The 20,763-nt window shown below is 70.7% G+C and carries 21 protein-coding genes; 12 read left to right on the forward strand and 9 right to left on the reverse strand.

What is annotated here, in order from left to right:
- The first annotated feature begins 259 nt into the window (after positions 1-259).
- Both QNJ12_RS00090 and QNJ12_RS00095 read left to right on the forward strand, forming a co-directional pair.
- Positions 260-1,390: an aromatic ring-hydroxylating dioxygenase subunit alpha gene (locus QNJ12_RS00090; protein ID WP_300617188.1), complete on the forward strand. Its 1,131-nt coding sequence runs from the start codon at positions 260-262 to the stop codon at positions 1,388-1,390.
- A 194-nt stretch (positions 1,391-1,584) separates the two neighbouring features.
- The gene (locus tag QNJ12_RS00095) at positions 1,585-2,637 is read left to right on the forward strand and encodes a mechanosensitive ion channel domain-containing protein (RefSeq protein WP_300617191.1); all 1,053 of its coding nucleotides are present in this window, start codon (positions 1,585-1,587) and stop codon (positions 2,635-2,637) included.
- A gap of 164 nt (positions 2,638-2,801) precedes the next feature.
- Here the strand turns inward: QNJ12_RS00095 and QNJ12_RS00100 are convergent, their stop codons facing one another.
- Positions 2,802-3,557: a ferric reductase-like transmembrane domain-containing protein gene (locus tag QNJ12_RS00100; protein WP_300617194.1), complete on the reverse strand. Its 756-nt coding sequence runs from the start codon at positions 3,555-3,557 to the stop codon at positions 2,802-2,804.
- A gap of 168 nt (positions 3,558-3,725) precedes the next feature.
- On the opposite strand from QNJ12_RS00100, the gene QNJ12_RS00105 reads away from it, so the two are divergent.
- From QNJ12_RS00105 to QNJ12_RS00115, 3 genes are all read left to right on the forward strand, one after another.
- Positions 3,726-4,886 (forward strand): sensor histidine kinase, encoded by a 1,161-nt coding sequence (locus tag QNJ12_RS00105; protein WP_300617197.1) that lies wholly within the window; start codon positions 3,726-3,728, stop codon positions 4,884-4,886.
- Positions 4,883-5,563, forward strand: coding sequence for a response regulator transcription factor (locus tag QNJ12_RS00110; protein WP_300617200.1), 681 nt, complete (start codon positions 4,883-4,885; stop codon positions 5,561-5,563). Before QNJ12_RS00105 ends, QNJ12_RS00110 begins: the two co-directional genes overlap by 4 nt.
- Positions 5,564-5,716: 153 nt before the next feature.
- The gene (locus tag QNJ12_RS00115) at positions 5,717-7,066 is read left to right on the forward strand and encodes an alpha/beta hydrolase (protein WP_300617203.1); all 1,350 of its coding nucleotides are present in this window, start codon (positions 5,717-5,719) and stop codon (positions 7,064-7,066) included.
- Between the two features lie 457 nt (positions 7,067-7,523).
- On the opposite strand, the gene QNJ12_RS00120 is transcribed toward QNJ12_RS00115, so the two are convergent.
- From QNJ12_RS00120 to QNJ12_RS00130, 3 genes are all read right to left on the reverse strand, one after another.
- Positions 7,524-8,402, reverse strand: a complete 879-nt coding sequence (locus QNJ12_RS00120; RefSeq protein ID WP_300617206.1) for a PaaI family thioesterase — start codon at positions 8,400-8,402, stop codon at positions 7,524-7,526.
- Positions 8,403-8,521: 119 nt separating this feature from the next.
- The gene (locus QNJ12_RS00125; protein WP_300617209.1) at positions 8,522-8,692 is read right to left on the reverse strand and encodes a hypothetical protein; all 171 of its coding nucleotides are present in this window, start codon (positions 8,690-8,692) and stop codon (positions 8,522-8,524) included.
- Positions 8,693-8,707: 15 nt separating this feature from the next.
- Positions 8,708-9,616, reverse strand: a complete 909-nt coding sequence (locus QNJ12_RS00130) for an SPFH domain-containing protein (RefSeq protein WP_300617212.1) — start codon at positions 9,614-9,616, stop codon at positions 8,708-8,710.
- Positions 9,617-9,706: 90 nt separating this feature from the next.
- On the opposite strand from QNJ12_RS00130, the gene QNJ12_RS00135 reads away from it, so the two are divergent.
- On the forward strand, positions 9,707-9,907 hold the full coding sequence (locus QNJ12_RS00135) for a hypothetical protein (RefSeq protein WP_300617215.1): 201 nt from the start codon (positions 9,707-9,709) through the stop codon (positions 9,905-9,907).
- An 88-nt stretch (positions 9,908-9,995) separates the two neighbouring features.
- Here the strand turns inward: QNJ12_RS00135 and QNJ12_RS00140 are convergent, their stop codons facing one another.
- Positions 9,996-12,047, reverse strand: a complete 2,052-nt coding sequence (locus QNJ12_RS00140; RefSeq protein ID WP_300617218.1) for a hypothetical protein — start codon at positions 12,045-12,047, stop codon at positions 9,996-9,998.
- Between the two features lie 343 nt (positions 12,048-12,390).
- Between QNJ12_RS00140 and QNJ12_RS00145 the strand changes: the two genes are divergently transcribed.
- From QNJ12_RS00145 to QNJ12_RS00160, 4 genes are all read left to right on the forward strand, one after another.
- Positions 12,391-13,341, forward strand: coding sequence for an ABC transporter ATP-binding protein (locus QNJ12_RS00145; RefSeq protein ID WP_300617221.1), 951 nt, complete (start codon positions 12,391-12,393; stop codon positions 13,339-13,341).
- Positions 13,338-14,084: a hypothetical protein gene (locus QNJ12_RS00150; protein WP_300617224.1), complete on the forward strand. Its 747-nt coding sequence runs from the start codon at positions 13,338-13,340 to the stop codon at positions 14,082-14,084. Before QNJ12_RS00145 ends, QNJ12_RS00150 begins: the two co-directional genes overlap by 4 nt.
- Before the next feature lie 110 nt (positions 14,085-14,194).
- Positions 14,195-15,514, forward strand: coding sequence for a histidine kinase (locus tag QNJ12_RS00155; RefSeq protein ID WP_300617227.1), 1,320 nt, complete (start codon positions 14,195-14,197; stop codon positions 15,512-15,514).
- Positions 15,511-16,188, forward strand: coding sequence for a response regulator transcription factor (locus QNJ12_RS00160; protein ID WP_300617230.1), 678 nt, complete (start codon positions 15,511-15,513; stop codon positions 16,186-16,188). Before QNJ12_RS00155 ends, QNJ12_RS00160 begins: the two co-directional genes overlap by 4 nt.
- Before the next feature lie 329 nt (positions 16,189-16,517).
- Here QNJ12_RS00160 and QNJ12_RS00165 read toward each other — a convergent pair whose 3' ends face one another.
- The 4 genes from QNJ12_RS00165 to QNJ12_RS00180 form a co-directional block, all read right to left on the reverse strand.
- A complete protein-coding gene (locus tag QNJ12_RS00165; protein ID WP_300617233.1) occupies positions 16,518-16,940 on the reverse strand; it encodes a VOC family protein in 423 nt (140 codons plus the stop codon).
- A gap of 93 nt (positions 16,941-17,033) precedes the next feature.
- Positions 17,034-17,837 carry an HAD family hydrolase gene (locus QNJ12_RS00170; RefSeq protein WP_300617236.1) on the reverse strand — a complete coding sequence of 268 codons (804 nt, stop codon included), beginning with the start codon at positions 17,835-17,837 and terminating at the stop codon, positions 17,034-17,036.
- 267 nt (positions 17,838-18,104) lie between these two features.
- Positions 18,105-19,076 carry an SRPBCC family protein gene (locus tag QNJ12_RS00175; protein ID WP_300617239.1) on the reverse strand — a complete coding sequence of 324 codons (972 nt, stop codon included), beginning with the start codon at positions 19,074-19,076 and terminating at the stop codon, positions 18,105-18,107.
- Between the two features lie 52 nt (positions 19,077-19,128).
- Entirely contained in the window at positions 19,129-19,485 is a 357-nt protein-coding gene (locus QNJ12_RS00180; RefSeq protein ID WP_300617242.1) for a helix-turn-helix transcriptional regulator, read from the reverse strand.
- A gap of 102 nt (positions 19,486-19,587) precedes the next feature.
- Between QNJ12_RS00180 and QNJ12_RS00185 the strand changes: the two genes are divergently transcribed.
- Positions 19,588-20,262, forward strand: a complete 675-nt coding sequence (locus tag QNJ12_RS00185; protein ID WP_300617245.1) for a hypothetical protein — start codon at positions 19,588-19,590, stop codon at positions 20,260-20,262.
- Positions 20,263-20,433: 171 nt separating this feature from the next.
- Complete coding sequence (locus tag QNJ12_RS00190; RefSeq protein WP_300617247.1) at positions 20,434-20,751, forward strand: PspC domain-containing protein; 318 nt, start codon at positions 20,434-20,436, stop codon at positions 20,749-20,751.
- The last annotated feature ends 12 nt before the right edge of the window (positions 20,752-20,763 follow it).

Below are 20,763 nucleotides of genomic sequence, written 5' to 3' on the forward strand. Positions count from 1 at the left end.
TCTCGTAGCTTCGCTCGGCTGACGATGGAGTGGGAACTGGCGAACCCGCGATCACCTGAGACGGTCGGGTGCCCAGGCACCGATCGAGACGCGGCGCGCTCGCTGCCTGATCGCACCGCCCGACTCGGAACCGCACTGGGCCCGATCATCTCGTCCGCTCCCTCCTCGCCCTGACGCAACGCGCATGGTTGTCAGCACCAGCGGTGAGCGATCAGTTCGTCGGCGACGCGGCCGGCGCGATCACATAGACGTTCATCCCATGGACCATCGAACGCAACTCGCACTGATCGAACGCATCCAGGCCCACCGCACGGCCGGTCGCGGCACCGACACCGCACCGACCTCGATGCTGCTGCCGACTACCGCCTACACCGAACGCGAGCGGTTCGATCGCGAACGGCGCCTCCTGGTCACGACCCCCACGATCGTGGGCCTCTCCGGCCTGCTGCCCGAACCGAACACCCACGCCACCGTTGAGATCGGTGACCGGTCGGTGATCGTCACTCGCGACACAGGCGGTGACGTCCATGCGATGCTCAACGTCTGCCGCCACCGGGGCGCCGAGGTCGCCCACGGCTGCGGTGCTGCCGCCCGGCTGCGCTGCCCCTACCACGGCTGGACGTACGAGCTCGACGGCGCCCTCGCCGCCCGCCGCGGCGACCAGCACTTCGACGACCGACCGGCCGCCGATCTCGCTCGAGTCCCGGTGCTCGAGCGCGGCGGCCTGATCTGGGTCAACGCCGATCGCGACGGGAGCATCCCCGACCAGCCCCTCACCGGTGCCGACGCCGAGCTCGCCCCCTTCGACCTCGCGTCGTACCGCCACTTCGGCACCCGGACCTTCACGCGCGACCTCAACTGGAAGCTGGCCGTCGACACGTTCTGCGAGGCGTACCACGTCGCGGTGCTCCATCGAGACACGCTCGCACCGATGATCCACTCCGACTTCGCGCTGTTCGACGCCGCTGGCCTCCACGGCCGGCTGGTCGCGGTCCGACGATCGTTCACCGAACTCGACGAGCAGCCGGTCGACCAACGCAGCCTCTTCCCGCACGCAACCATCCTCTGGTTCCTGATGCCGAACACTGTCCTGATCCACCAGCAGGACCACGTGCAGCTCTACCAGTCGCGGCCCGGCGCGACGCCCGAGCAGGCGCACCTCACCGTCAGCATCTACGTCCCACCCGACTCACCCCGGTCCGACCAGCACTGGGAACGCAACTTCGACCTCCTCGTCGAGGTCACCGACACCGAGGACTTCGCCACTGCAGCCGGCATCCAGCGCAACTACTACGCCGGCGCCCAGACCCACGTCACCTTCGGGCGCAACGAGCCGGCCCTGCAGCACTACCACCGGTCGCTGCTCACCCTCCTCGAAGAACCGACATAAGGGTGTGGATCATCCCGAACTCGGCCTAGCCCGGCTGCCGATCAGACACACTCGCTTGGTCCGCTGACCGACCAAGCCGACCGCCTCATCGCCATTCCTCGCAGCATCGGTCTCCCCCTGAGCACAGGCCGCCGAGCACTACGCTCCGATCCGAGTCAGCCGGCACGAGTCGGCGACGAGATCCGAGGACCACAGTGGCCGACAACGTCATCGACTACATACCGCTCGCCGGTGTCGTCGTCGGATCGCTCGTCGTCTGGTTGGCCGCGCGAGCGGTCATCCGTCGCAAGGCTCGCCGCGACCCTCACGCCAACGTTGCGCTGCGCAACCAGGTCGCCACGATCGCCGTCGTGTTCGTCGGGCTCGTCGCCGCCATCGTGGCGATGCCGATCTCCGACTCCCAGCGCGGCCAGATCCTCGCCCTCCTGGGCATCGTGCTCAGCGCCGCCATCGCGCTGTCGGCCACCACCATCCTCGGCAACCTGATCGCCGGCATGATGCTGCGCTCGGTGCGCGGCTTCCGCACCGGCGACTTCATCCGGTGCGACAGCCACTTCGGCCGGGTCTCCGCCCGCGGCCTGTTCCACACCGAGGTGCAGACCGAGGACCGCGACCTCACCACGCTGCCCAACATGTTTCTCGTGACCCATCCGGTCACCACGATCCGCACCTCCGGCACCGTGCTCTCGACGAGCGTCGGCCTCGGCTACGACGTGCCCCGCCACGATGTCGAGGAGGTCCTGCTCGCCGCCGCCGAACGAGCCGGGCTCGAGCAGGGCTTCGTCCAGATCACCGAGCTCGGCGACTTCGCCGTCGTCTACCGGTGCGCCGGCCTGCTCACCGACGTCAAGCGGCTCATCACCGTGCGCTCCAACCTCAACGGCGCCGTGCTCGACGGCTGCCACGAGGCCGGCATCGAGATCGTCTCGCCCGCGTTCATGAACCAGCGCCAGGTGAACGGCGTCGAGTTCATCCCACGCCGGCACTTCCGCGCCAGGGCCGACCACGAGGTCGCACACGAGGACCTGCCCGAGGCGATGCTGTTCGACAAGGCCGAGCAGGCCGAGTCGCGCGAGATCCTCCTGGCGACCCTTGCGAAGATCGAGCAGCTCATCGACGACTCCGCCGGCGAGGTGCACCCGACCCTCCTCCGCCGGCGCGACCTCGCCCGTTCGCTGCTGGCCGACATCGACGGCGACGAGGACGAGAACGACGGAGCCGACACACCGAAGTCCACCTCGACCTGACGGTTCCCGCCCAGTGGCTCCTGCCGCTCGCCGGGTCTACCCGGCCGAACTCGGCAGATGCACCAGCTACGCCCTGCCCGCCGCGCAACGGGTGCTCGGGCGTCACAGGCCCAGGAAGAGCGTCGATCGGCGACCCGGTGTCCCCCCGCAAGGCACGCCCATCGTCAGCGCTCCAGTTGCAGGGCCGGCGTGTCGGGCCGGGGGTCTGCGATCCCGCGCCGGCGATCGGCTCGGCGCTGGATCCAGCGCTTCACCGCGGGGACGCGAGCTGCGAAGCCGAGTGAGATGAGGACGAACCCGAGGCCGATGTCGCCGATCAGCAGGACGTGCGCCATCAGCGCCACGGCGACGACGTAGGTCGCCTTGTGCAGGAGCCGCCAACGCCGCATCCCGAGTCGCCGCTGCGACCACCGGTTGCTCGTCACGAACAGCGGCGCGGCCAACGCAAGGGCGACGGTGCCGGCCACGAGGAATGGGGCGCTCAGTGCCGCCCCCACGCCGGACTCGATCGCGAACATCACGCCGTTGCTGAGCGCGAGCAGGAAGAAGACGATCCCCAAGTACTTCCGGACCCGCACCTGGCTGCGGCCGGTCCACCACTGGACGGGGGAGGCGAGGAACATCGCGCCGAACGTGATCATGCCCGGGTTCTCCCCGGCAGCGAGCGCAACGGCGACCATCGCGCCGACCGAGATCAATCCGAGCAGCGCCGCGCCGACCGCGCCGACGATCACCAGCGGCGCGATCGTGGCGAGCACCAGCACCACCAGCTGAGGTGCGCTGAAGCGGTTCCACAGCGGCCGGCGCCACCATCGTTCTGGCGGTTCTGACGCCACTGGTCCGGCGACGAGATCTGCGACCGGATCGGTGAGGGGATCGGTGACGGGAGGTGCAGGAGGATCTGCGAGTCGAGCGGTCATGGTCGCCATCGTCTGCGACGCACCCGCACCACGAATCCGCCTCCGGGTGTTCGCGGATACATCCCGGGGAGTACGAGCTGCTCCCGAGCGTCGGTCACACTTGGTCCGAGGAGCCGCGCCTCAACGACGTCCTCCCAGACGGCGATCGCACGGGTCCCGGACCGACCGATGAGCACTCCGACACGAGCACGAGCAACCACGCACCTCGGATCGCTCGACCCGCGTCTCGGCGACGCCGCCCTCACCGTGGTCGTCACCACGTTCGCCGTCTGCGCGTTGGCGTTCGACCTCGATCAGGAAGGCTCGACGAGCGGTCGTTCGTACGCGGTCGCCGCCATCGCAGCCGGCTGCGTCGCGGCGAGGAGAGTGAGCCCGCCGGCCGTGCTGGCGGCCACCATCGCCGGACGCCTGTTCGTGACGTGGGACGTCGGCAACGACCTCGCGCTCTTCCCGGCAACCGCGGTCGCGCTCTACACGGTCGCCCGCGAGGGTGATCGGCGCGTCGGTCTGGCCACCGCCTCGGCCGGGGCCGTCGTGTTGGCGGTGGCGTCCGCACTGCTCGGCGACGACGGGTTCGCGATCGAGCTGCTCGCCGAGGGCGCACAGGCGTTCCTCCCGATCGCCGTCGGCGACGCGATGCGCACCCGCGCCGACCGGATCGACGAGCTCATCGAGACCGAGGCGGCCGCCCGCGTGCAGGCCGAGCGGCTCCGCATCGCCCGTGACCTGCACGACGTGGTTGCCCACGGCCTCTCCACGATCGCGATCCAGTCGGGCGTCGCCGCCCACCTGCTCGATCGCGAGCCCGGCCAGGCGAAGGAGGCGCTCGAGATCATCAACACGACCGGCAAGTCGTCGCTCGAGGAGCTGCGGGCGATGGTCGGCGTGCTGCGCTCGACCGACGACGCCGAGCTCCGCCCGACGCCGACCGACCCGGACGACCTCGGCGAGTTCGCGGCCGCCGCGGTCAACGCCGGTGTGCCCGTCACGACCGAGACGACGGGAGCGTTCCCCGCCGACGTCAGCGACGCGGCCGTCGTCGCCGTGCACCGGATCGTGCGCGAAGCGCTCACCAACGTCGCCCGCCACGCCGGTTCGGCCGCGACGACCGTCCACCTCGACCATCACGACGACCACGTCGTCGTCGAGGTCCGCAACGAGCCTTCGTCCGCCGGTGGGAGTGGCCGAGCCGTGCCGTCGACCGGGGTCGGCATCGTCGGGATGCGAGAGCGTGCCGAGTCCGTCGGTGGTCGCCTCGACGCCGGATCGACGCCCGACGGCGGCTTCCGGGTGAACGCCGTCGTGCCCTACTACCGTCACGGCACATGACGAGCGACCCACGCCGGTCGATCCGGGTCGTGCTCGCCGACGATCAAGAGCTCGTCCGGCGCGGCTTCGGCGCGCTGATCGACGCCGAGAACGGCCTCGAGGTCGTCGGCGAGGCGGCGAACGGGCTCGAGGCGATCGAGCAGGCCTTCACGAGCCGTCCCGACGTCATCCTGATGGACATCCGCATGCCGGTGCTCGACGGCATCGAGGCGACGCGGCGGATCACTGCCGACGAGCGGCTCGAACCGACCCGGGTGCTCGTGCTCACCACCTTCGACCTCGACGAGTACGTCTACGAAGCGCTCCGGGCCGGCGCGTCGGGCTTCCTCCTGAAGGACACCGCACCCCAGCGTCTGCTCGACGCGATCCGGGTGGTCGCCGACGGCGACGCGTTGATCGCCCCGGGGATCACCCGGCGCCTGATCGCCGAGTTCGCGGCCCGCCCCGACCCCGACCGGAGCGACGACGTGCTCGGCACCCTGACCGACCGCGAGCGCGACGTGCTCGTCGAGGTCGGCCGCGGTCTCACCAACGCCGAGATCGCCGAACGCCTCTACATCTCCCCGCTCACCGCGAAGACCCACGTCAGCCGGATCCTCACCAAGCTCAACGCACGCGACCGCGCCCAGCTCGTCGTGATCGCCTACGAGACCGGCCTCGTGCAGCCGGGTCGCTGACCGTCCGCCGGGATGAGGCAGCGCGCCGTCGCGGTACTCCGCCGGGAGTAGGCGAACACTCTCCCGGGTCGATGCCGACGGCGTCGCCCTCCCGCAGGATCGGAGGAAACCCAGCAGCCACCAGCGGCTGCTCCCGATCCGGAAGGACACCCCGTGAAGCAGCGTTCGATCCTCGCCACCGCCACCGCCGTCGGTCTCGGCGTCGCCGCCTGTGGCGCCGCAGTCGCGACGGTCGGGTCCGACGAACGGATCGGCACCGACGCCGTCGAGAACACATTCGAGCACGTCGCCACCGCCGACCACGAGGCCGACCTCGACGCCGATCTCGACGAGCTCGCCGACCATCGCCTCGACGTCGATGCCGCCGGAGACGATCCTCGCCACGACGTCGACAGCCGTACCAGCGACGGCCAGTGGTACCGCGACATCCGGATGAGCCGGTGGACGTGGCTCGGCGCCGACGAGGCCTCGATCACCGACACCCTCGACCGGATCGCCGCTGCGAACGGCAACCGCACCGACCCCGACCTGCTCGACACCATCGACACGTTCGGCCCCGGCCACTGGACGTACGAGTTCGCGACCGCCGCCGACGCTGCCGCCGCACGCGGCGACCACCGCGAGGCGTCGGCGCTCTCACTGATCGCCTCGTACCCCCACAACGATCCGGACGGCGCCGGCGGCGCCGCGCTCGCCGCCTCGATCCACCAGTACGAGCTCGCGGCCATCGCCGACGGGCACCACGTCGAGCGGATCAGCTTGGTCGTCGACGGCGCCGACGTGACCGCCCTCCTCCACCTGCCCCCGGTCGCCACGACCGCCGGCCCGGCCCCGGTCATGATGATCACGGGCGGCATCGACGTCGTGCTCACCGAGCACTACCCGTACTTCCGCGATCACCTCGCCCCGGCCGGCGTGGCGACAATCACGTTCGACATCCCGGGCAACGGCGGCAGCAGCGACCTCGTGCTCGACCCCGACATGGACCGCGTCCACGTCGCCGTGCTCGACGCGATCGCCGCCGACGACCGGCTCGACCCCGACCGCGTCGCCGCGATGTCGATGAGCGGCGGCGGACCCGCCGTCGTCGAGCTCGCCATCGACCAGAGCGATCGCCTCGTCGCCGCCGTCAACCGTTGCGGCGTCGTCGCCTCGGCGCTCGGTCTCCCGGCCGAGGTGTACGCGGCCTTCCCGGCCATGACGATCGACACCTACGCCGTTCGGGCCGGCCTCGAGCCGGGCGATCTGGAGGGTCTGGCGCTGGCGACCGGTGAGATCGACCTGGTCGAACGAGGCCTCCTCGGCACCGGTCGGCCGATGACCGATGTGCCGATCCTCAGCGTCAACACCGCCGACGACGACGTCGCCCCGCTCGAGGACATGGAGCTCGTGACCGCGGCGAGCACCCACGGCGAGCTCGTGGTCGTCGGCGAGGAGGGCCACTGCGCCCCCGACCAGAGCGACGCCGACCTGATCATGGACTGGGTGCTCGACCATCTGTAGCCGTCGACCTGAGGCAGACGACATCGGCCCGGAACCACGGCGCGGGATCCGGGCCGCACGCGGAGATCGGTCGCGCCACGGATCGGGTGGGCTCCGCTGCGATGCGTCGGCACCGGGGTCCACTGCGCCGGTCAACCGCACCCTCCACCGCCGGCGGGCGCGACGCCCGCCGGCGTGACGCACGATCGCCGGACCCCGAAGTGCGCACGGCCAGCCTCCTGACGCCAACTGGCCAACTACCGGCGCCGACGGTGGACGATGGTCACCACGCCGTCGGCCCCGACCAGGCCCTGCTGGTGATCTCGTGGCTGATGGTGGGGTCGCGGGACGATCTCGCGTCCTTCGAAGCCCGCCCGGCGAGCACCGCCCACCGGTGTCGGGTGTCGTCGACCAGCGATCCCGCCCCCGTCGCCCGCTGAACCGTCGGCGCTCGACCGTCGACCGTGGACGTCTGCGTTCAGTCCGCCGGTTCCGCGGCGCCGCCGAACAGCCGGGCGGCCTGCTCGGGCCGCAGCGCCAGGAACCGTCCCTCGGCCTCGACGAGCGCCGTGTCGGGGTCGGCCGCCAGACCGATCGAGCCCCGGACCGCGGCGCGCACACCGAGCACGTCGATCAGCCTGGCCTCGAGCCGTAGCGGCTCACCGAGCGGGACGGTCGAGCGGTAGCGCACCTCCAACCTGCCGGTGACCCCAGGGTGGTCGGCCGCCGCCGCGGCGTACCCCATGATCTGGTCGAGGAGCATCGCGCTGACGCCGCCGTGCGCGAACGTGAACGGCCCCTCGTAGCGCCAGTCGAGCGTGCACGAACCGATCGCGACACCGTCGACGATCTCGACGCGCATCGGCGGCGCGACGGGGTTGCCCAACCCCACGACCGGGTTGAACGGACGCTGGCCGCGGCCCAGGTCGTCGACCGAGGACCGCTCGTCCGGGCGACGCTGCCGCTCGGTGAGCGCCGCCGCCAGCCCACGTGCCTCCTCGGCGACCCGCCGCATCACGTCGACCGCGACCTCGCTGCCGATCGCCTGCGACGTCAGGTCGCGCAGCGCTGCGCCGAGCTCCGCCACGGCCTTGCGCCGGTCGGCGAGCTCTGTCGTCGGCTCCACATCGGGAACCTCGACGTGACGCATGCCCGCGAGCGGCCGATCGGGTGTGTTGCCGGTCGCGGGTGACGATCCCTCCGGTACGGTCATCGACCCATCCTGCCCCAACGAGTCCGCGACGACGCGCGTCGACCGGACCGGTTCGAGCGTCGCCTCGACGACCCGGCCTCGATCGAGGCCCATGGCGTCGTCGTCTGCGACGGTGTCGCGCTCCGCATCCCCGGCGAGCTGCATCTGGACCCGGCCCGCACGGCTGTCGAGACCACCACCACCGACCGGCCGTCACTCCTCCCCCGAATCGCCCGCTGGAACCGACCCGCACGGCTGTCGAGACAACCACCACCGACCGGCCGTCACCCCTCCCCCGAACCGCGCGCGTGCCGGCCCGCCCGACGGGCGGCGTCGACCAGGGTCGCCTCGATCTGGGCGTTGACCGACCGGAACTCGTCGGCCGCCCACGCCTCGTAGACGTCGTACAGCTCCTGCGGAATCCGCAACAGGTACTGCTTGCGTTCGCGCCCCACGGCGAGCCCGCCGGACTAGCGGTTCAACGTCCCGACGTTGACCACCGGGTTCGTGGGTTGGTCGCTCGCGATGACCGTCATCAGGTTCGAGGCGAACGTCGCCTTGCGATCGGAGTCGAGCGGGATCGAGTCGTGCTCGTCGCTGCCTTCCTCCAGGGCCTCGATCGCCTCGCGCACCATCAGCACCGCACCCTCGACGATCTTCGCACGAGCCGCCACGATGGCCGCCGCCTGCTGCCGACGCAGCATCGCCTCGGCGATCTCGGGGGCGTACGCGAGATCGGTGATCCGGGTCTCGATGACCTCGACACCGGCGTCGTCGGCGCGCTCCTGCAGTTCGATCTCGAGGTTGTGGTTGATCTCACCGGTGTCGCCGATCAACGTAGTCACGTCGTGCTCCTCGAAGGCGTCGTAGGGATACGAGCGCGCCAGCTGCCGCACAGCCGACTCGGACTGGATGTGCACGTAGTTGGTGAAGTTGTCGACGCCGAACGTCGCTCGGGCGGTGTCGACGACCCGCCACACCACGACGGCTGCGATCTCGATCGGGTTGCCGCGGGCGTCGTTGACCTTGGACGTCTCGGTGGTGAAGTTGCGCACCCGCAGCGACACCTTCTTCGACATGTACAGCGGATTCGCCCAGCGGAGGCCGGGCTCGCGATCTGAGCCTCGGTAGTCGCCGAACAGCGTCAGCACCGCGGACTGGTTGGGCTGGATCATGTAGAAGCCCAGCAGGACGACGATGAACGCCAGCGCCAGCGGGATGCCGAGCAGGATCACCGGCAGGGTGCCGGTGACGCCGCCGACGACGAAGCACGCCACCGCGGCGGGCAGCAGCACGACGTCGGCCAACAACCACGGGATGCCGCGGAACGACCGGCCGCGCGACTCGGTGATCGAGGTGGGGGTCTCGGTGATGGACATCGTCACTCCTTCGCGCTCGGGGTCTCGCCGGTGTCGAGACGACCTATCAGTATGATATCATATTGATAGGACACGCGAGAAGGAGCACACATGTCTGTCGTCCTCGTCGAAGACCCCGATCTCGTCCCGCTGTGTCCGCACTGCGGGCGCGAGCTGTCAGAGATCGTGGCGACCATCCCGGCCGCCAGCGGATCGTCGAAGTTCAAGTTCGGCAAGCGCACCGTCTACGCCTGCCCGATGTGCCGGAAGGCACTCGGTGTCTCCGAGCGGAAGGGCTTCTGGGCCGGGTAGCTCCGACGGTTCGTCGGCACCGACCGGTCGCCCATGGCACGTCAGCCGGCGACCGAGCGTCACTGCGCCGACGCGACGCCACCTGCGCTCAGTCGACGCCGTTGAGCTCGTCGACCACGGCCATGACATCGCCCTTCGAGACGAAGTCGACGGCGAGCAGGTTCGGGTGCAGGTCGCGCTCGTCGCGGCACCGCTCGGCTCGCTCGAGCAGGACGTCGGAGTCGTTCACCGTCTGGTTGCTCGGTCGGGCCACGGTGATGAAGTGATTCACGACGAACAACGGGCTGGTCGGCGTCCCCCTGTTCGAGATGCACGAGAACTCCTCCGGCGCCGCGAAGGCGAACGGCGTCTCCTGGCTGAACTCGAACGCCTGGTGGAGCCAGTCGACGCCGGTGCCGTCCTCCTCCACCATCACGAAGACGCGCCGGCCCGACTCGATCATGTCGCCCAGGGTCGGGAACGGATCGCCCAGTCGCTGGATGAGCACCAGATCCCCGAACCCCGCTTGCTCGAACACCGCCGCCGTGTCAGCCGGCTCGGTCGCGTCCTGCACGACGAACACGAGGACCTCCCGCGGATGGTCGTCGAGCCACTCGCGCACGGCGCGCAGCTCGTCGACGGCGTCGAGCGCCCCGATCTCGCAGAAGCTGTGGCAGAGGAACACCCGCTCGTCGTCCAGGTCGGCGGTCTGGCGCTCCCGCGCCGCCTCGGCGGCCGCCCGTGCGGCATCGTCGAGGGTGTCGGTGTCGCCCAGCCCGAGGCTCGTCCTCACCGACCCGTCCGGGGCGCGGCGGCCGTACCACGTGTCGATCATCAGCCCCCGCACGCCCTGGTCGAGCTGCGCGCGGATCGTCGTCAGGTGGTTCGGCAGCAGGAACCCGGTCGCCGTCGACGACATCGCGTTGTGCGATGTCGCGAGCGTCACCTCGTCGAGCCGCCGGTCGCACAGCTCGACGTGGCCGTTGCAGCCGTCCGGATCGGCGAGCGCAGAGGCATCGTCGTCCCGTGACAGCAGCACCACGCCCAGCACCCCGAATCCCACCACCGTCACCATCGGCACGACCATGCGCCGGCCGACCGACCGCAGCGACACGACGTCGTCGTCCTCCGGCTGGAGCGACGCGAGCCGCCGAGCCAAGCTCAGCCCGTCGGCCAGCCGGGCGACGACGACGACCGCCAGCACGAATCCCGCGCACCGCACGCCCGCGGCCACCAGCGACAGCGGTTCGAGCACGGCCCAGACCGCCACCAACAAGGCGACCCCAGCCCGCGCGACGTTGCGGGCGATCGACTCCGACTCGCCGAGCAGGCGACCTGCGACGTCGCGGGCGGCGGCATCGAGGTGACCGCTGTGCAGCACGGCCCACCCGAGTCCGGCGAGGAACGCGCCGCCCGCGACGAGCGCCCACCCCCAGTTCGCGAGGTCACCGACCACGACGTTCCAGGCAGCCGCGAGGGCGTCGCGCTCGAGGTCGGTGTCTCCGTACGAGGCCAGCACCGTCGCCCCGACACCGCGCCCGACCACGAGGAACAGTCCGATCGAGCCCAGCGCCAGCCCCAGCCGGGTGAGCCCCCGGAACAGCGTCGCCTCGACCACGACCAGCGCGACCAGCAACACGACGGTCGCCACGACCAGCACGACGGTCAGCAGCCGGAGCTGCTCGGCGAGTCGCACCGTGCCGGCCGACACCTCACCCGAGCTCAGATCGACCGACAGCGAGCGCACATCGTCGGGGATCGCGTCCGCCAGATCGGGGTTCAACGCCGTCAGCGCCTGGTCGATCGACACCACGAGGTCCGACAGTTCGAGCACCAGCGAGTCGTCGCCGCCCACGAAGATCGCCTCGTGCGCCTCACGGGCGGCGAGCTCGACCACCCGCACCGCCACGTCGGACTCCAGCACCGTCCCGGTGACGTCCGCCAGCAGTGGTCCGCCGACGCCGAGGTCAGGCACCTGCTCGATCAACGCCTCACTGACGGATTCGGCGAGGTACTCGTTGATCGCCGGGTCCTCCAGCGTCGACGCCACCGTGGTCGAGAACGAGTCGGCGTCGAACAGCCGGTCCTGCGCGAAGACCATCAACGTGGCCGCCACGCCGACGGCGAAGGTCAATACCGACAACACCCGGTCGCGGATCATGTGCACCCCCTGACCCCCGCAGTCTGTTCGGCGACCGCCCGGTGACCACGAACCCAGCAGGCCGCGCCGGTTCGGCTGGGACGAGTGTCGGGGTGCTCCCACCGACCTCGCGAGAACACGCCCGCAGCCGACCGGTGGTCGACGGGTCGCACGGGCCGCGATCGGCCACGGCGCCGGCAGACCCGTCGCGCGACGGGTTCTGCTCACCCGCATCTCCGCCGCGAGGCGGAGTCGCAGATCCGCTCGCAGCCGGTTCCAGACGGTGGGTGGCAGGAGTTGAGTGATGAGTACCGACGACCCGTGCGAGCGATCAGGACGTCGCACGAGAGGAGGAACCAACGCCATGACATTCCCACCAGACCGCTACCGGCTCGACGTCACGAACCTCACCAAGCGCTACGGCGGCAACGCCGTCGTGGACGGTCTCACCTTCACCGTCGAGCCCGGCCGCGTCACCGGCTTCCTGGGCCCGAACGGATCGGGCAAGTCCACGACCATGAAGATGCTGCTCGACCTGGCCGAGCCGGACGACGGGACCGCCACGATCGGCGGTGTCCGCTACCGCGACCTCCCCGACCCCGCCGGAACCCTCGGCGTCGTGCTCGAACCGAACGCCTTCCACCCCGGTCGCTCGGGCCGCAACCACCTTCGCATCCTCGCCCTCGCATCCGGCCAGACCGTCGACCGCGTCGACGCAACGCTCGCCGTCGTCGGCCTCACGCCCGAGGCGGCCAGACGACGCGTCGGCACCTACTCGCTCGGCATGAAGCAGCGACTGTCGCTCGCTGCGGCGCTCCTCACCGACCCGCCGGTGCTCGTGCTCGACGAGCCCGCCAACGGCCTCGACCCCCAGGGCATCCGCGAGCTGCGCGATCTGCTGCGCGGCCGGGCGGCACGAGGCCACACGGTGTTGGTGTCGAGCCATCTGCTCACCGAGGTGCAGCACCTGGTCGACGACGTCGTCGTCATCGACCAGGGCCGACTCGTCACCACCGGCACCGTCGACGCGCTCACCGACAGCTCGGCCCGGGTGCGCACTCCCCACCCGCGGTTGCTGGCGGAACGGCTGACCGCGGTCGGCGGCCGCGTCGAACCCTCGGGACGGGACACCCTGGTCGTCTCCGGGCTCGATCTCGATCGGATCGGCGACATCGCCCATGCGGCCGACATCGCGCTCCACGAGCTGTCCCCGCACGCCGGCTCGCTCGAGGACGTCTTCCTCGCCCTCACCGCACACGACCCCGACAACAGCACCGACATCGACCGCGCCCCACAGGAGGCACACGCGTCATGACCTCGATCGACCTCATCCACAGCGAGCTCCGCAAGCTCACCAGCACCCGCATGCCCGCCGCGTTCGGCGCCGTGCTCGTCGCGCTCGCCGCCATCAACGGCGTCGCCGTCGTGGCCGGCACCGACATGGACGGCTCGAAGACCTTCATCTCCACCGGCACCGACCAGCAGTCGCTGATCGCGTTCGCCGCCAACGCCTTGATGCTCGCCGGCTTGTTCGGCGCCACGGCCGCGGCCCGCGAATACGCCCACAACACCACCATCGCGACGTACCTGACGACGCCCGATCGACCACGCGCGCTGCGCGCCCAGTTCACCGCGATCGCCGCCGGCGGTGGTGTCCTGGGTCTGGCCGGCGCCGCCCTCACCGCCATCGCCGTCGCCGTGTCGCTGCCGCTCACCGACTACGGATTCATGGTGTCGGCGACCGGCCTCGTGCAGGTCCTCGCCGCGTCGGCGTGGGCCGGCGCAGCCGGCGCCGTGCTCGGCGCCGGGATCGGCACCGTGATCCGCAACACCGGGGGTGCCGTCACCGGTGCGGTCATCGCACTCGTGATCGCTCCGCCGGTCGCCGTGCAGCTCGCCAGCGACTTCGCGGACTGGGTCCCCTCCACGCTGGCACTCGTCGCGTCGGGTGTCGCCGACGGCACCAGCACCGCCGCCGCGGTCGCCGCGATCGGCGTCTGGGGCCTCGTACCGGCCCTCGCCGCGGCGTGGTCGGTGCAGCACCGCGACGTCGTGTGAGCCTCGACGTCCTCGACGTGCTCGCCGGCACTTCCCTCCGGAGGTGGGTCTCGACTCCGCCTCCGGAGGGATGACCCGCGTCCGGCACCGGTTTAGCGTGGAGATCAACCATGACGACCGTCAACCACCCGCACGACACCGGCGCACCGGCGCCACGGCGGATCTCCGCCCTCGCGGCGCGGTTCGACGCGGGCGAACCCCACCCCACCCGCGGGCCGTTCACCCGCTGGCCACACGCCGCCGACGGCGCCCTCGCCGTGATCGTCTTCGCGGCAGCCGTGATCTCGGTCGCCGTCAGCGAGCTCGCCGACGGCGACACGTTCGGCGCCGCGGCGATCGGCGATCTTCCGGCAGGTGCGTTCGTGCTGCTGGCCGTCGCCGCGGCCGCGCTGTGGTGGCGGCGAGCCCGGCCCGTTGCGGTGACGGCGTCCGTGCTCGCCGTCATGATCGTCTGGGCGCTGGCCGGCTACGGGGACGGCCACGACGTCATCCTGGTCGTCGCCGTCTACAGCGTCGGCCGCCACAGCACCGACCACCGCCACAGCCTCGCGGTCCTCGCCGCCGCCTTCTCCGTCAGCTTCCTCGGCTCCGTCATCGACAGCGACCAGCGGATCGACGTGTGGCCCGCCGTGATCTTCATCGGACTGCCGTGGTACGTCGGCCGCCGGATTCGCAATCGCGGCGACTACCTCGCCTTGCTGCAGGAGCGTGCCGAGCGCCTCGAAGCCGAGCAACATGCCCGCGCGCGCGAGGCCGTCGCCGCCGAACGTTCCCGGATCGCACGCGAGCTCCACGACGTTGTCGCCCACCAGGTCTCGATGATGACGGTGCAAGCCGGTGCCGCCAGGACGATCGCTCGTGACGACCTCGACACCGCCATCGAGGCGATGGGCGACGTCGAGCATGCCGGCCGCAAGGCGATCGGCGAGCTCCGACATCTCCTCGGCGTGCTCCGCCACGACGGTGCCGAGCCCGACGACGACCGCGACCGCCTCGGCCCGCAGCCCGGGCTCGACGACGTCCCCACACTCGTGGAACAGCTCTCGCACACCGGCGCCGACGTCACCCTCACGCTCGCGGACCTCCCCGACCACCTCAACAGGGCGGTCGATCTCTCCGCCTACCGCATCGTCCAGGAGTCGTTCACCAACATCGTCAAGCACGCCGGACCCGACCCGACCGTCGAGCTCTCCGTTGCGCTCGACGGCGACACGCTCGCCATCGGCATCACCAACACCATCACCAACACCATCGGCACGACCATCGCAACCACCGCCACCGCAGCTGCGACGCTCCCGCAGTCCGGATACGGCATCGCCGGCATGCGCGAACGAGCCAGTCTCCTCGGCGGCACCCTCACCGCCGGACCGCGCCCGCCCGACCGCTACCACGTCGCTGCCCGCCTGCCCGTCGAACCGGATCCCACATGACCATCCGAGTGGCGATCGTCGACGACCAGGCCCTGGTCCGCCGGGGCCTCGCCCTGGTCCTCGATCACCAACCCGACATCGAGGTCGTCGCCGAGGCAGGCAACGGACTCGAAGCCATCGATGCCACCCGCCGAGACCGGCCCGACGTCGTGCTGATGGACATCCGCATGCCCGAGATGGACGGGCTCACCGCGACCGCCGACCTCCTCGACCACGCCGACTGGCCGCTCAAGGTCGTCATCCTCACCACCTTCGACCCCGACGAGTACGTCTATCGAGCGCTCCGAGCCGGCGCGAGCGGGTTCATCCTCAAGGACATCCCGCCCGAGCACCTGGCTCCCGCGATTCGCACCGTCGCCGACGGCGGTGCCCTCCTCGACCCCACGATCACCCGCCGCCTCATCGGACGCTTCGCCCAGACCATCGCCGCCGACACCGCCTCCGCCCGCCGCCTCGACACCCTGACCGACCGCGAGCGTGACGTCCTCGCCGAGCTGGCCAGAGGCGCCAGCAACGCCGAGATCTCCGAGACGCTCTTCATCGGCGCCGCCACCGTCAAGAGCCACGTCTCCAACATCCTCACCAAGCTCGGGCTCCGCGACCGCGCCCAAGCCGTCGTCTTCGCCTACGAGAGCGGCCTCGTCACGCCCGGCCACCACGACATCGGCCACTAGTCCCGCACCCACCAACATCTTCCCTGTTCGCCGACCGAACGCACCGCTGGCGTCGTTCCGGCTTCCTCGAAAGTGCGCACGGCAAGGCCGCCGGCACTTCCTTCGTCGCCGTGCCTTGCCAGCGGCACGTTCGACTCGGCGCGCAACAGTGCAAACGTTGCCGGACACGGCACTAACGAGCAGCACCGGTGGCGGGGAGCCGGTGCAGTCGGTCGATCGCCGCTCCACGTGCGCCCGGTACGTCGCGCGGTCCGCAGAGCCGGCAGGCAGTCACCACGTCGCCGCCGACCGGTCGTCTCTCGGTGTGGCGGCCTCGCGCCACACGTCACTCAGGTCGACTGCGAACCGTCGACGTCGATCTGCCAGATGACGCCGAACTTGTCGGTGCACTGGCCCCAGTAGTCGCCCCAGAACATGTCCTGGGGTGGCTGGATGTCGGAGCCGCCGTCGCTCAGCTTGGCGAACAGCTCGTCGGCCTCGGCCTTCGTGTCGGGCATCAACATGACGCTGACGTGGTTGCCGACCTGGGCCTCGGGCGAATCGCTGCCCATCAGCAGATGATCGCCGAGGATCGTCAGACCGACGTGCATCACCATCTGTCCCATCTCGTCGGGTACGCCTTCGGCCGCCGGCGCGTCGGCGAAACGCATGATGCCGTCCCCGTTGTACTCCGTGCCGAACACCGACTTGTAGAACTCGAACGCCTCCTCGGTCGTCCCGGGAAGGTGCAGATACGTGGCGACGCCGGCCATGACGTTCCTCCTCGTCGATTCCCGTCGACTCCGCGTCGACGACTCAGCCCGGGTCAACCGGACACGCGCCCGGCAGGACCGGGATCGGGCCTGTCAGAGCAGGTCGAGCAACTCGGCCCACCCCCCATCAGCCGCGGGGGCGACGACGTGGTCGGCGACGCCGAGCGCGTCGGGATGTGCGTCGGACGGCGCGACCGCCACCGCCGCCGACATCAGCATCCGGACGTCGTTGGCGCCATCGCCGATCGCCAGCACACGCGAGGCGTCGAGGCCGTGCCGACCGCAGAACGCCACCACGCCGTCCCACTTCGAATCACCTCGAGGAGCCACACTCAGCCAACCGCCGCCGTAGTGACGGTCGACGTCGAGATGGGTCGTGGCGACGTCACCCACCGACGCCACGACGGCCTCGCCGACGTCGCGCTCGATGCCGAGGACGCCGAACGCCAGGATCCGCTCGGCCGCCACGACGTCGGCGAGCGACGCAGTGCGGACGCTGTCGCCGAACGACGCAAGGTGCTCGGGATGCGTCGACGGCGTGTCCGACACGAACACCGCCGGCGCCTCCCCCTCGACGTACAGGCACGGATCGACACCGTTCGCCTCGAACGCGGCCAGCACGCGCTGCGCCGCATCCGTCTCGAACCCGCCCAGGTGGAAGCGATCACCCGTCGCGAGGTGGATGCCGAGCGATCCGTTGAGGAGGACCGCCGGCGGCGCGAGGCCGACCTTGCCGAGCGCCCGCCGGGCCGCGCCCGCCCGCCGACCGGTGGCCACGAGCAGCGGCACACCCCGCTCGGCGAGCGTGTCGAGCGCCGCCTCGGTGCGCGGGTGGAGCGCGCCCTCGGTGTCCCACAACGTGCCGTCCAGGTCGGTGACGACCAGATCGATGCCCATGCCCATCAGCGCGGCGACGCGCTCAGACCGAGCCGGCGAAGACGATCACGATGGTCCTGAGGCCCCTCGGCCTGGGTACCTGCGACGTGACCGGACATGACGTCGCGCATGACGGAGATCGTCCCGATGTCGTCATCGCCGACGCTCTGGTCGTCCCCCGGCGACCGCCCGCCACGTGCTGGTCGTCTCCCGCGTACCACGCAACGAGCGTACCCCCGGGCCCGACCCGGCCGATCCGCCGCAGGTGCCCGACGCAACTCGACAGGCTCAGGCGTTGACGAGCGTCGACTCCAAGCGGGCGTACGACGACTCCATGCCATCGACCATGCCGGTGGCGAGGGCCTGATCGCGCACCTCCGAGCTCGGGTAGGTCACGACGAGCATCAGCAAGGTGCCGCCGTCGACCGCGGTGAGCGTCATCTCGTTGGTGGCCGGGTCGCCCTCCATCCCGACCATCCGCTCGGTCGTCACCTCCCGATGCGGCGGCACCGACTCGAGCACCTCGCCCTCCAGTCCGAAGCCGCCCGAGCCGTCCTCGGCCTCCCACCCGTAGCGGAACGTGCTCCCGACCTCGCCCGGGACCTCGCAGACCGGCATCGTCCAGCCGTCGGGCCCGAGCATCCACCGCTGCACCAGATCGGCATCGTGATGCGCACGCCAGACCTGCTCGACCGAGCCGCGCACGATGCGGGTGAACCGCACCTGGGTGTCGTTCAGGATCTTCGACTCGGTGCTGCGGCCCGCGGCGAACGACGCCAGGTCGGCGAGCACGTCGTCCATCTGTCCGAACGCCGCCGTCGCGCCCTCGACCATCCCCATCTCGACCAGCTGCTCCATCGCCTCGACGCTCGCGAAGGTGGTCACGCCGACGAACCTCGACCCGCTCTCGGTCGACTCGAAGCTGAACCGCATCGTCATCGTCGGCATCTCGTCGTTGGGGTTGCCGTCGTCGCCTGCGAACCCGTCGATCACTTCGAAGCTCCGGCCGGGATCGATCGCCGTCACGATCCAGTACCCGTGGGTCACGCCGGCAGCGCCGGTCATCACGTACGAGCTCCGCCCGCCGACGACCATGTCGTGGCGGGTGAACGTCGCGGGGTAGTCCGGTGGGCCGAAGAACCTCTCGAGCTGGCGCGGATCGACCCAGGCATCCCACAACCACTCGACCGGTACGGCGTAGTCGCCGACGACGGTGAGCGTGAGGGCGTTGGCGTCGGAGGTGACGGACGTGATGGGCACTGGCGGGCTCCTTCGGATCAGCGGTGATGTCGGGTGGCGGTCGGCCGGCGTGTCAGTGGGTGGTGTCGGGGTCGGCGAGGACCTGGTCGAGCTGGTCGAACCGCGCCCGCCACAGCCCCTCGAGGTCGGCGAGCAGGATGCGGGCGCGGGCGATCCGGTTCGGGTCGGCGCGCACGATGCGCTCACGGCCCCGGCGGTCCTTGGTCACGAGCCCCGCTCCTTCCAGCACGGCCACGTGCTTCTGCACCGCGGCGAAGCTCATGTCGTAGTCCGCGGCGAGCACGCTGACCGACGCCTCGCCGACCAGCGTCCGGCGCACGATGTCGCGGCGAGTGGCGTCGGCGAGCGCGCGGAAGATGCGGTCGACCTCGGCGTCCGACAGCGCTGGCGGTTCGGTGCGTACAACCATTCGGTTGTACATTAGCCACCGAGCAGCCACTCGTCAATCGACGGACCGAACGCATGCGAAACCACGGCGTCGACGGCGGCCCCGGCGCGCGAACTTGTCAGGGTGATCTTCGGCGATGACGTCGTCTCCCCGGTCTCGGTCGCGGCCTCCGAGTGGCTCGCGCCAGCGTGCCGGGGATCGTGGGGCACCGTCGGCGCGCTCGTGCCGAACCACTACGCGTCGATCCTCCACGTCGACGCGCCGGAGCCGGACATCGAGGACTGGTGGTCGGCGTATCGGCGCCTCTTCCAGATCATCGCGTCGGTCGGTGAGCGGCACACCTCCAACGCCGACCGAGCCTGGTTCGCCGTGTGGGAGGGGCACGGCTTCGACAGGATCGCAACGCGCGTGGCGTTGCCCGGGCCACTCGACGAGGCAGCTCGCCAGGCGCTCGAGCGCGAGCGCGCGAGGCTGCGCGAGGACGACGAACGGCGGAACGCCGCGACCCGCGCTGCGTTGCGTGAAGTCCCACGATTCGCGCTGCCGGATCGCAGCTACTACCTCGTGACGGGCCCGGTCGCCGCGGCGACACGGCTGCGCACACCTGGGTCCCCCGAGAGGTGGCAACGCCCCGACCTGTTCTGGCCCGACGACCGTCGATGGTTCGTCGCCACCGACGTCGACTTCTGGTCCCTGTACATCGGGGGTGACCATCACCTCATCTCCGAGGTCGCGCGCCGCGTCGCGACCCCGTCCGAACTCGTCCTCCCCGACCATCAGCTCGTGGCCGAGGACTGACTCGCCCGGGTCCGCGTCCAGCGTCACGGTCGCCGAGCACGCGTGCGGGTCCGGCGCACCCGACCATCGATCTTCCGGGTAGCCCCATGGTGCCGGCGTGCCGGCGGCGCGACCATCGACGCACAGAGATCGACACGACCGGCAAGGCCGGTCACGAACAAAGGAACCCCCATGGCACGCCGCGACCGGACCCTCTACCGCGACACCGACGACAAGAAGATCGGCGGCGTCTGCTCGGGCCTCGCCCGCTACTTCGACGTCGACCCGGTGCTCGTTCGCGTGGCGTTCGTCGCCGCCCTCGTGTTCGGCGGCGGATCGCTCGTCGCCTACCTGCTCCTCTGGTGGCTCGTCGACCCCGCCCCCGCAGGCGCCTGGGAGGACGAGGGCTCCGGCGGCTCGACCACCGACTCGACCGCCGACTCGACCGCTGGCCCGACCGCCGACTCGACCGATGCCGGCGACGACGACGTCGCCGGGCAGGCCGCCTGAGACGTCACGGAA

This window comes from Ilumatobacter sp., assembly GCF_030065885.1.
Classification (GTDB): domain Bacteria; phylum Actinomycetota; class Acidimicrobiia; order Acidimicrobiales; family Ilumatobacteraceae; genus Ilumatobacter.